7 protein-coding genes are annotated in these 11,179 nt (G+C 71.0%); all 7 read right to left on the bottom strand.

The features are described from left to right. Nucleotides 1-144: 144 nt before the first annotated feature. A complete protein-coding gene (locus tag AB0I18_RS32170; RefSeq protein ID WP_363109150.1) occupies nucleotides 145-963 on the bottom strand; it encodes a serine protease in 819 nt (272 codons plus the stop codon). A 132-nt stretch (nucleotides 964-1,095) separates the two neighbouring features. Beyond that, nucleotides 1,096-2,634: an RNA polymerase sigma factor gene (locus AB0I18_RS32165; RefSeq protein WP_363109149.1), complete on the bottom strand. Its 1,539-nt coding sequence runs from the start codon at nucleotides 2,632-2,634 to the stop codon at nucleotides 1,096-1,098. 405 nt (nucleotides 2,635-3,039) lie between these two features. Next, nucleotides 3,040-3,927 (bottom strand): FadR/GntR family transcriptional regulator, encoded by an 888-nt coding sequence (locus tag AB0I18_RS32160; RefSeq protein WP_363109148.1) that lies wholly within the window; start codon nucleotides 3,925-3,927, stop codon nucleotides 3,040-3,042. A gap of 162 nt (nucleotides 3,928-4,089) precedes the next feature. Then, entirely contained in the window at nucleotides 4,090-5,853 is a 1,764-nt protein-coding gene (locus AB0I18_RS32155; RefSeq protein WP_363109147.1) for an ABC transporter ATP-binding protein, read from the bottom strand. Nucleotides 5,854-5,987: 134 nt separating this feature from the next. Then, nucleotides 5,988-6,746, bottom strand: coding sequence for an NUDIX hydrolase (locus AB0I18_RS32150; protein ID WP_363109146.1), 759 nt, complete (start codon nucleotides 6,744-6,746; stop codon nucleotides 5,988-5,990). Between the two features lie 129 nt (nucleotides 6,747-6,875). Then, complete coding sequence (locus tag AB0I18_RS32145) at nucleotides 6,876-8,951, bottom strand: glycogen debranching N-terminal domain-containing protein (RefSeq protein WP_363109145.1); 2,076 nt, start codon at nucleotides 8,949-8,951, stop codon at nucleotides 6,876-6,878. Between the two features lie 618 nt (nucleotides 8,952-9,569). Beyond that, nucleotides 9,570-11,168 carry a DUF4192 domain-containing protein gene (locus tag AB0I18_RS32140; protein WP_363109144.1) on the bottom strand — a complete coding sequence of 533 codons (1,599 nt, stop codon included), beginning with the start codon at nucleotides 11,166-11,168 and terminating at the stop codon, nucleotides 9,570-9,572. Between the last annotated feature and the right edge of the window lie 11 nt (nucleotides 11,169-11,179).

Raw genomic sequence — 11,179 nt, 5'->3', positions numbered from 1 at the left:
GGTGTGTACAAGGCCCGGGAACGTATTCACCGCAGCAATGCTGATCTGCGATTACTAGCAACTCCGACTTCATGGGGTCGAGTTGCTCCTGGATTCCAGGAGCGGCCGCCCGTCCTCGTTCTCAGATCCACCTTCAGACGGCCCTCAGTGGCCCGCTCCCAGCGTTCTGACGACCTCTGAGACCCTCGCGTAGACCCCGGGGCTGCCGGCCCGCCCACAGCCGCTCCCCCACGACACAAGGCCGATCAGCCGCCCCTGAGCGACCAGGGGTCCGCCACTGTCCCCCTGACAGGCATCCCGACCACCGGCCTCCTCCCCGGCGCAGAGCATGGAACCAGCGAGATAGGTTCCGTCCGCACTGCCCGGATACGCCTCCTCACAGACCGCGTCGGCGAGCACCCGCACCCGCGCGGCCCGTAGATCGCGCGCGTAGTCGCCGCCCCCGGTCACGTCTCCCCAGCCGTAGACCACAGCTCCGGTCCCTGGCGTGTACGCGGCGTCCCCTGGTCCCGCCATGCGGATCACGGAGCTCGCGGCCAGCGGTTCGGTGAGGGTGAGTACGGCGAAGTCACCGGCGTTCGTGTAGCCGTCGTACCGCGGGTTGATCCAGGTGTCGCGTACCGCGATCTCCCTGCCCTCGCCCGACAGCAGGTTGCCGCGTCCCGCGATGACCTTCAGATCGCGAACCTGCCGCGGGGGCGCGCCCAGCACCCCCTCACTCAGGCAGTGGGCGGCGGTCAGCACCGTCGAGCGGCCGATCACCACGCCCCCGCAGAACTGCCCGGCACGCGTACCCCCGAACCGGTCACGGCTGGACAGGGCCACCGTCCAGGGGCTTTCGGAGATCTCGACGGGATAGCCGCCGATGACGATGCTGTCGGCGGCCACAGGGGCAGGTGACGCCAGCGGTATCACGGCCGCCGCGGCCGCAAGGGCCAGCGCTCGGGTGAAGGGACGACGCATACGAGCTCCTCACTCTGGGGTCGTCATGAGACACCCAGAGTGATCCAGCACACGGTGGTACGCACTCCGCACAGACCGAGGGCCCGGCTCCCTGGACGGGAAACCGGGCCCTTCGTGACGTACGGTCGAGACCTAGTCGAGGTAGTCGCGCAGGACCTGCGAGCGCGACGGGTGACGCAGCTTCGACATCGTCTTGGACTCGATCTGGCGAATGCGCTCGCGCGTCACGCCGTACACCTTGCCGATCTCGTCGAGGGTCTTCGGCTGACCGTCGGTGAGACCGAAGCGCATCGAGACGACGCCCGCCTCGCGCTCGGACAGGGTGTCCAGGACGGAGTGCAGCTGCTCCTGGAGGAGCGTGAAGCTGACCGCGTCCGCCGGAACCACGGCCTCGGAGTCCTCGATGAGGTCACCGAACTCGCTGTCGCCGTCCTCACCCAGGGGGGTGTGGAGGGAGATCGGCTCACGGCCGTACTTCTGGACCTCGATGACCTTCTCCGGGGTCATGTCGAGTTCCTTGGCCAGCTCCTCCGGGGTGGGCTCACGGCCCAGGTCCTGAAGCATCTGGCGCTGGACGCGCGCGAGCTTGTTGATGACCTCGACCATATGCACCGGGATACGGATGGTGCGGGCCTGGTCGGCCATCGCGCGGGTGATCGCCTGCCGAATCCACCAGGTGGCGTACGTGGAGAACTTGTAGCCCTTGGTGTAGTCGAACTTCTCGACCGCGCGGATCAGACCGAGGTTGCCCTCCTGGATCAGGTCCAGGAAGAGCATGCCGCGGCCGGTGTAGCGCTTGGCCAGGGAGACCACCAGGCGGAGGTTGGCCTCCAGGAGGTGGTTCTTGGCGCGGCGGCCGTCCTCGGCGATGATCTCCAGCTCGCGCTTGAGCTTCGGGGCGAGCTTGTCGGCGTTGGCCAGCTTGTCCTCGGCGAACAGACCGGCCTCGATGCGCTTGGCGAGCTCGACCTCCTGCTCGGCGTTGAGCAGCGGGACCTTGCCGATCTGCTTGAGGTAGTCCTTGACGGGGTCGGCGGTGGCACCGGCCGCCGCGACCTGCTGCGCGGGCGCGTCGTCCTCGTCCTCGTCGGACAGGACGAAGCCCTGGGCGCCGTCCTCGGCGGGCTCGTCGCCGGTCTTTGCGGTACCCGGAGTCTCCTCGGTCGCCTCGTCGTCGACAGCCTCGGCATCGTCCTTCTTGGAGCCGGCCTTCTTGGCGGTCGCCTTCTTGGCGACGGTCTTCTTCGCGACGGCCTTCTTGGCGGTCGTCTTCTTGGCGGCGGCCTTCTCGGCGGACGCGTCCTCGGCGGGAGCGTCGGCGGCAGGCATCGCCGGGGCGGCGGTGGCGGTGGCCTTCTTGGCCGTCGCCGTCTTCGCCGCGACGGTCTTGGTGGCGGTGCGCTTGACCGGACTCTTCGCTGCGACGCTCTTGCGGGTGCGCTTGGGCTCCGCGGCACTGACCATCAGCGTCACACCCTCTTCCTCGAGGATCTGGTTGAGGCTGCGCAGTACGTTCTTCCACTGAGTGGCCGGAATCTGGTCAGCTTCGAAGGCCCGACGCACGTCATCGCCGGCGATCTGCCCCTCAGCCTTTCCCCGCTCAATGAGCGCCATGACAGAGACGGACTCGGCGATCTCCGGCGGGAGCGTACGGGATGTGCTGGCCGACACGAACAACCTCTCGGAACGTTGGAAAACGGCTTCCGGCCCCGTCCACTACGGACAGGAGCCGACGACCGCCGACTTGGGGATGGGCCGACGGCGCGGGCGGGAGCCGGGAAGAGTCACAGCGCCTTGAACGGCGTCCGTATTCCCTACTCGGCTGTCACCTCTTAGGTCATCGCGCTGTTCCGAAGAGCGTTACGCCCAATCTGCGTGGCCCGAGTCACACCCCGTAAGTACCCAAAATCTGCCAGACATGCTCAGACACGGTCATTCGGCGGGCCCGGCACCTCATTGCAGCGCCGGGCCCACCGGATCCTTCCGGAGTCCGGCAGGCCCGGCGGCTCATGGTTTGCCGGCCAAGCAATGCCCCTCGGGGCATGTGCCCCCGTCCGCGCCGCCCTCGGTACGCGGTCAGTGCTCGCGCGGCGCGGGCACCACGCGCTCCACCTCGGGATGGACGGCAAGCAGTTGACGCATGGCCGCCTCGGCGCCCGACGCGTCGCCCGCACCGAGGGCGTCGACGATCCGGGCATGGTGCCCGAGCGAAGCCTCGTTCGGCCGGTCGCAGCCGGCGATCGGGCCGCCGGAGACCTGGAGCGCGGCCGACACGATCCCGGAGAGGTGCTCCAGCATGCGGTTGCCGGCGACCTGGATGAGCAGCGAATGGAACTCGGCGTCGGCACGCGAGAAGGTGAGCGCGTCACCCTGCCTCATGGAGTGACCCATGATCTCGACCATGTCGACGAGCCGCTGCTGCACCTCCTCGCGTCCGTGTCCGGCGGCCAGGCGGGCGGCCAGCGGCTCGATCGTCCAGCGCAGCTCGCTCAGCTCGCGACGCTGGTCGTCGCGCTGCGGTCCGAAGGCTCGCCACTCGATGATGTCCGGGTCAAGAAGGTTCCAGTCGCTGACGGGACGTACCCGCGTGCCGACATTGGGGCGGGCGCTGACCAGGCCCTTCGCCTCGAGGACGCGGAGCGACTCTCGGACGACGGTGCGGGAGACCTCGAATCGCTGGCCGATCTCCTCGGGCACGAGCGGGCGGTCCGCACCCAGGTCGCCGGAGACGATCATCTGACCCAGCTGCTGGACCAGTTGGCCATGCAGGCCACGGCCGCGACTGCCGGCGGAGCGCCGGCCCACGCGGCCCAGCTCCGGGTCCGTGGCATCCCAGACGGAGGTGCTGACGCGGTCTGCGCCGAGGGCCTCCGCATAGGGGTAGCGGTCGAGTTCGCCCGGGCCGGCGAGGCCGGAGTCTGCGGAACGGGCGGCGGTCATCATGGTGTGCGCAAGGGTAGTCACGGAACCTTTGTCGGCGCCGTCTCCAACTCCCTTGAGGTCTTTGGTGAAAAGCACACGAAAGGGTGATCGCTCACCCCGTCGCAATTGACGCCTTATCGGAAAGAAATGGGCGTTCTACGCGGAGTTGCGCGCACGGCACGAACGTATGTGCACGGACGGTCGTCATCGGACCCTGCTACGCAGGGTCGTGAGCAGATATGCGCAGAGCAGGGCGACGAGCGACAACATCAGCGCGCTGCCGACCGGTTGAGCGATCGTCCGCACAGCGGCGGCCACATAGCGCTCACCCCCGAACGGCCACTGCAGCAGCACGAGCTCGCGCAGCCGGGTCGAGAACCCGACAGCGGTCCGTACGGACGGCCCCTCCAAGACCTTCTGCACGAGCGGCACGACCAGGATCGGCACCGCGAGAACCGCCGCGAGTCCGGCGGTCGTCGACCGGAAGATGCCCGCCGCCAGGACGCCCGCCCAGGCGCAGCCCACCACGAGGCCGAGCCAACTCGCGCTCAGCGAAAGCCAGTCCGCGGGAACTCCGGCGAGCTCCCGTCCGTAGACGATGTAGAGCAGTTCGGCGTCCACGGCCACCGTGAGGAAAGCCAGCGTCAGCGCGGTCGCGGCGGCGATGAGGAGTTTGGCGGCGAGCAGTCCCAGCCGACGGGGCACGGTGCCGCGGTCCGCGGCCAGGGCGGGGTGGCGGAACTCGTCACCGAACGCGATGGCACCGAGCAGCCCCGCGCCGAGTGCCGCGGGCGGCAGGGGAAAGTCCTGCGGCCACGCGGCCAGCAGGCGAGGCTGTGGCGTGTGTCCCGCCCTGGCCAGGAGTACGGAGATCAGGGCGGAGGCGACCAGTACGGCGACCGCGGTCAGGTAGCCGGTGCCGACTCCCGCCGCGCGGCGCAGCTCATAGCGCAGGGGGCGCAAGGGGCTGGGTCCTGGACGGACGGAAATGGGGGGCGGGAGCGGCGACAGCGCGTCCGTGTCCTCCGCCGCGGCCGATCTCAGGGGCGACTCACCCCCGCGGGGGTCACCCACAGGGTGCCGCGCGGCCGTGGGCCCCATGTCGCCGACCTCGTCCGCGAGTTGGTGGACGAGGATGCCGTGGCGGTATGCGGTTTCGCCGATGTCGGCGCAGGTACTGCCGTACACGGAGAGACGGTTGCCGTCCTCGCGTACCACTTCCACCGAGCGCCGCGCGGTGCGGGCTTCCTTGGCGAGCAGGGCGCCGAGACGGGCGGCATACGGGCTGCGGACGGCGACGCGCGGCCGAAGGCGCGTGCGCGCGAAGTCCGCGACCTCCTGGTCGGCGACGAGCCTGCCCTCCTCCATCGTGACGACCCGGTCAGCGATCCGTGCGGCTTCCTTGGGGTCGCCCGTGCTGACCAGCACGGTGCCGCCCTCGGCCGCATGGGCTCGCAGAATCCCGTGCAGCCAGCGGCTTTCACGGATGGAGAGACCGTCCGAGGGATCGTCGAGCACGAGGGTGTGCGGGTCGGCCAGCAGTGCGCAGGCAAGTCCTAGACGGCGATCCATGCCTCGCGAGAGCGTGCCCAGGCGTTCGCCGCGCAGACTGACGAGGCCCACGACTTCGAGCACTTCGTCGGCCCGCCTGACGGGCACACCCGCTGCGGCGCACACCATGCGGAGCTGGCCGCGGACCGTGCGTGCCGGATGCCCGGGGACCTCGCCGAGGAGAACACCCACCTCGCGTGACGGATGGGCGATGCGGTGCAGCGGGCGACCTCTGAAGTAGGTGATTCCGCGGCCCTTTTGGAGTTCGAGCATGAGTCTGATCGCCGTCGTCTTGCCCGCACCCGGGGCTCCGAGGAGCGCCGTGACGCGGCCCGCGGGCGCCTCGAAGGAAACGTCGTCGACGGCGGGCGGAAGCTCCTTGCGGGCGTTGCTGGTCAGTCCGATGGCCTGGATCACTCGAAGCAAGATAGCGCGATATGTACGGTTTTCCGGGCACCTTGAGCGCGCTCCGGAGCCTGCCCGTACGAGTCGGGCCACTTGTCCGGCTGCGGACCTCGCGACGTCGTCGAACCTCAGGCCTCGGGCCGGCCTCAGACCTCGGGCCGGAGCATCGGCGGGTTGAGCAGCGTGGCGCCGCCCGCGCGAAAGAGCTGGGCGGGACGGCCTCCCTGCCGGGTGGTCGTACCGCCGGTGGGGACCAGGAAGCCGGGTGTGCCGGTCACCTTCCGATGGAAGTTGCGGGGATCGAGCGCCACTCCCCACACCGCCTCGTACACCCGGCGAAGCTCACCGACCGTGAACTCGGTCGGGCAGAAGGCGGTGGCCAACGACGAGTACTCGATCTTGGATCGGGCACGCTCCACACCGTCCGCCAGGATCTGCGCGTGATCGAAGGCGAGCGGCGCGGCCTGTTCGCCGTCCCGGCCGTAGCCCGCCCGCTGGAGCAGTTCCTCGACCGGAGCCCAGCGTGCGCTGTTCGCGTCGCCGCCCGCCCTGGGCGCGGGCAGATCCGGAGCGAGCGCGAGATGGGCGACGCTGACGACCCTCATCCGCGGGTCGCGTTTGGGATCACCGTAGGTCGCGAGTTGCTCCAGGTGCGCGCCGTTGGCCTGCGCGGGGGCTGCCGGGTCGTGGGCGCACAGCCCGGTCTCCTCTGCCAGTTCCCGCGCCGCGGCCTGCGACAGGTCCTCGTCGGGCCGTACGAAGCCGCCGGGCAGCGCCCACCGCCCCTGGAACGGCGGCTCGCCCCTCCGTACCGCCAGCGCGCACAGGGCGTGGCGACGCACGGTCAGCACGACCAGGTCAACGGTGACGGCGAACGGTGGGAAGGCTGACGGGTCGTAGGGCATGCCGCGATCATAGTCGTCTGCCTGACGATAAACACTCCCTTCGTCGGTCGCTTCGGTGGCTGATCCCCTGCGCTCCGGAACAGACGTCACAGACCGCCGCCGGTCCCTGCCCTGTCGGGTTCCACCAGCTCACGCTCCCAGCTGGAGCCCGTCGGCCGCCTCCTCGACCATGGCGAGGCCGAGCCTGCTGACACGTACGGAGAAGGGGGCGCCCGCGACGCGCAGACCGGTCAGACCGATCTCGCCCAGGGGCGCCCCGCGGACCGGGCGCAGCGTCACCGTCCCGGCCGGGGCGTCGGGACGGATTCCGGCGAGGGTGGTGAGCAGGAGGACCCCGGCGGCCGCGGACGTGGCCGACGGTCGGCAGGCCGCCGGATGCGGCACCGGGGCGCCGCCCTCCACACGCTGCTCTCCCGCGTACATCTCGGGCAGCCGGTAACCGAAGGTCTCGGCGGCTGACAGCACGCCCCGCAGCAGTGAGCTCGCCTCCTTTTCGTAACCCGCGGCGGCGAGACCCGCGACGGCGACAGCTGTCTCGTGAACCCGGACGGCCCCGCCTCGATGCCCGAACGGGTTGTACGCCGCCTCCTTCACACCAAGGCTGCGCAGCCCCCAGCCCGAGTCCATGGCGGGCCCGCCGAGCAGCCGTGCGAGCTGTTCCGTCTGCACCTTGTCGAGCAGTCCCGGGGCCGGTGCGCCCGCGCCGAGCAGTCCGGTGTCGAGGAGGTGGACGCTGCCCGCGCCGAGGTGGGGCAGGAGCCGCCCGTCCGAGAGACGGGCCGCGGCCGGTCTGCCTCCTCCCCTGTCCTCGATCCAGAAGTCCTCCCGGAACGCGGCTCTCATCTCCCGCGCCCACTGCCGCAGCCCGCCACCGCCGGCTCTCCCGTACGCGTCGAGAAGGTCGGCGCCCAGCAGCGCCGCCCGGTGAGCGTGTGCCTGGGTCTCACCGCGTGCGGGTCCACCGGGGTGGAGGTCGGCCAGATACGTGCCGTCGCCGACGGAGGTCCGCAGCCACCGCAGACAGCGCTCGGCGGCGGGCAGCAGGTCCTCGGCCTCCTGGTCAGGAAGCCCCCAGCGGACGGCTTCCGCGAGGAGCGCCGGGAACAGCAGGGTCGCCTCCACACCCGTGCAGCCCGGTGGCAGATGCGTACCGACGTGCCGTCTCGGCCCGGGAATAAGGCCGGACCGCGGTCCCTCGCCCGGGAGTTGAGTACGAGCGAGGGTGCGCAGAGTGCCAGCGGCGAGCCTGGTCCCCAGCGGCAGCGTCATCCGCGCCGCCGCGAGCGCCTCGGCCGGAGCCATGCCGCAGCGCCACGGTGCGCCGGCCGCCAGATGTGTGTCGGACGGCTGTGCGGGGTCACGAAGCAGCAGCGACTGGAGGTCCTCGATGCTCGTGTGCAGAAGGCCCTGGACCCTTGGGTCGTCGCCCGCCGCCCGCGCCGGGGCGAGCGGGCTCGTGGCGCCGCGCGCTGCTGCCCGGATGGGCCCGGCCCCGGCCGGCCGCACCCTCAGTTCCACGCTTCGGGTGCCACCGGGTGGCAGTTCGATCTCCCAGCGGAGCAGCCCGGCGGAGGCCAGCGCGTCCGCGGGCGGCGGGTCGGCGGTCACGACGGAGTGCCCGGTGGCACAGGACCACCGCATGCCGGAGTCGTGGACGCTGGCGGGCAGTTCGGGACCGGCTCGTCCTGCGGCGACGGCGCCCAGTTCGGCAAGATCCGTGCCGAGCGCCACCTCGACGGGCAGGCGCAGATGGCGGTGGGCCGCGCTGCGCAGGGTGATCCGCTCCGTGCCGTCCGCGTACCGCGTCCGTTCCACGAGAACATCCGGGTCCGGGCCACCTTCCGCGGACAGGCTCAAGGTCGACACGAAACGCGCCTGGTCCGCCGCGACCATCCGGGCCTGGACCGCGAGCGGCTCCCGACCCGCCACCCGCAGTCGGCACCGGGAGAGCATGCGTCGGCCCGCACGGTAGAAACCCTCCAGTCCCTGACCGGTCAGCTGGCCCTGCTCCGTGGAGATCGCGAGCCCCGGCAGGGCGACACAGATCAGCACGGTGTGCGCGGGTGGCAGGTCCACGGTCCGGCGCGGTACGGGAAGCGGTGGCTGCGGGGCAGTGAGGCCGCCCGGACCGATGGATCGCTGTGCGGGCCTGCGGAGCGGAGGGCGGTCGTCGTTCGGGGCGGAGGACGGGGTGGGCAGGGGCATGGGGCGGCTTCTTCTGTGCTCCGTGCACTGAGTGTGCGCTCGGCAGCGTGTGGAGGGCTCCGGAGGGGCGACGCGGCGCCACGGCCCGGCCGCGGGCTGCGCCACTCAGGTGAACGGAGCGGGCCCGTCCCGGGTCACGCCCGGTTTCAGGGAAGCCGACCGATTGGCGGCGAGCCCGGGGCTTGCGGGCGCGGTGGGGTCGGCTCTCTTGGGCGAGGTGAACGTGTGGAAGATGCCTGGATCTCTCGCCCGGGGCAGTTCGGCCGAGGCCCTGAGCCTGGCCGACCGGAGTGTGACGCAGATCCAGGTCAATGACCGCCGGTGGACGGTTCAGGCCTGGAAAGCCTGCCGGGAGTGACCGTAGTGCCGCAGTTGTCGGCACAGGCCGGTCTCGGCCCGAAGCGCCCTGCGAACCTCGCGCATCCTCGGGCACCGGAACCAGGTCCGGAGTCACCAGGAGAGTCCAACCCCACCCCGGAGCAGCAGCGGCCAGCACCCGGGCGCACGCTCCGAGCAACACCGGCCCGAGTCCAGCCCACACCCGAGACATCTCCCAAAGCCGCCAAGCCGGCCCCGGCCACCCGGCGGCCCACCTCACTCGCCCTCTCTCCCCCGCCCTCATGTGTCGCCCTTCTTCGTCCCCTGCCGGCCCGGGCTTCGGCGGACGCGAGAAGCACTGCCTGCGCCGTCACCGGCCCGGCCGGGTCCTTCCGCCGCGGGTGAGGCGTCGTCGGCTGCCCGCGGGCGGCGCGTACCCCCGGTCTCGGAAGACCGGGAGCCAGGACGGCCGCTCCCGCTCCCCGCGGACCGCGGCTTGCGCCGTCGGCGGGAAGCCACCCGTGTCGACTGCGCCGAGGCATGCCCGGCCGCTTCGGCGGCGACCGGTGACGCCGAGGAGGCGGACGCCTCCACGTCGGCGCGGTCCGTACGCTCCCTGCGGAGGCAGCGGCGAATCGATTCCGGGTCCAGTCCTTCGTTGCACGCCTGGTGCAGCAGGCGTGCGAAGAGGTACCCGGGATCCGCTCCGAGCGCCATGGCCAGGGCTTCCCGGGCCTCCAGTTCGTCGCCGACAGACCAGGCGACCCAGCCCGCCAGTGTCAGCGGCGCCGCGGCGTGCTCGCCGTACGAGCCGACGCAACGCCGGGCCAGAGCCCGCCAGAGGCGGAGGGCGGGACCGGCTTCGTCGCCCTCCATCCACTCCGCCGCCCGGTCCCGCGTCGTGCGGTCCTGGAGGCCGAGAATCAGGGTGGCCGCCTCGTCGTGGGCCAGCAGTTCGTCGTCCTGAAGATCCGCCGGAAGTGTGCCGGAAGAGGTCCCGGCTTCGGCGAACCGGCGCATGACCCGATGAGTCAGCTCCAAGGTCTGATCCGCCACACCTGCCCGGCTCTCGTCGTCCAGGATCCGAGGGATCAGCGCCATGCTCACCGCGTCGAGTGCCGACTCCTGCTCCAGCGCCGCAGCGGTCTCCCACGGAGCGAGCCTCGCCCTCAGCTCCCGCAGAGTGCCCCGTACCTGAAGGCCGGCGTAGGTCGCGGCGGCCGCCAGCACGGATGTGCCGGGCAGTCCCATGGGCGTGCCGTCGAGCGGGCAGCAGTGCTCACTGGGGCAGCAGTACGACCAGAAGCGGCCGTCCGAGATGCAGAGGGCTTCGACCACGGGGACATCGAGGACGCCGCATGCCGTGCGCAGCAACTGCGCGAGCGGGCGAAGGCGTTCCATGACATCCCGGCCCGATTCTCCGTCCTTGGGTTCTTGGCAGAGGAAGGCGACCATGCTTTCGGGAAACGCACCTCTGCGTTCGCTGCCCTTCACGAGCCCGTGCGTCAGCTGTTCGGCGACGGACGGCCAGTCGTCCGCGTGGCCCGGGATGCCGAGGCGGGCTCGTCCGCCGAACCTGCCGCGCCCGTCCCTGTCGTGCAGTGCGACGAGCACGATGCTGTCCTCGGGCCTGTACCCGAGCAAGTACGGCAGGGCGTCGGCCAGTTCGGCCGGAGTGCGGAGTGTGACCTGGTGCTCGGCACCCGAGGCACCCGAGGTACCGGACGCGCCGTGCGTCAAGCGGGCAGCGCTTTCACCGTCATGGGCTGCGCCATGCCCGCCGCGGACTTCGCCATGTCCGCCACCCGCGTCTCCGCCCCCGCCATACCCTCCACGTCCGTCGTGCCCGCCAATGTCACCGTTGCCGGAGGTCCCGGCCGCTTCGCTGTGATTCGTCATGCCGTGACCAT

Source organism: Streptomyces sp. NPDC050704 (assembly GCF_040654355.1).
Taxonomy (GTDB): Bacteria; Actinomycetota; Actinomycetes; order Streptomycetales; family Streptomycetaceae; genus Streptomyces.
This window is presented reverse-complemented; position numbering and strand designations above follow the sequence as displayed.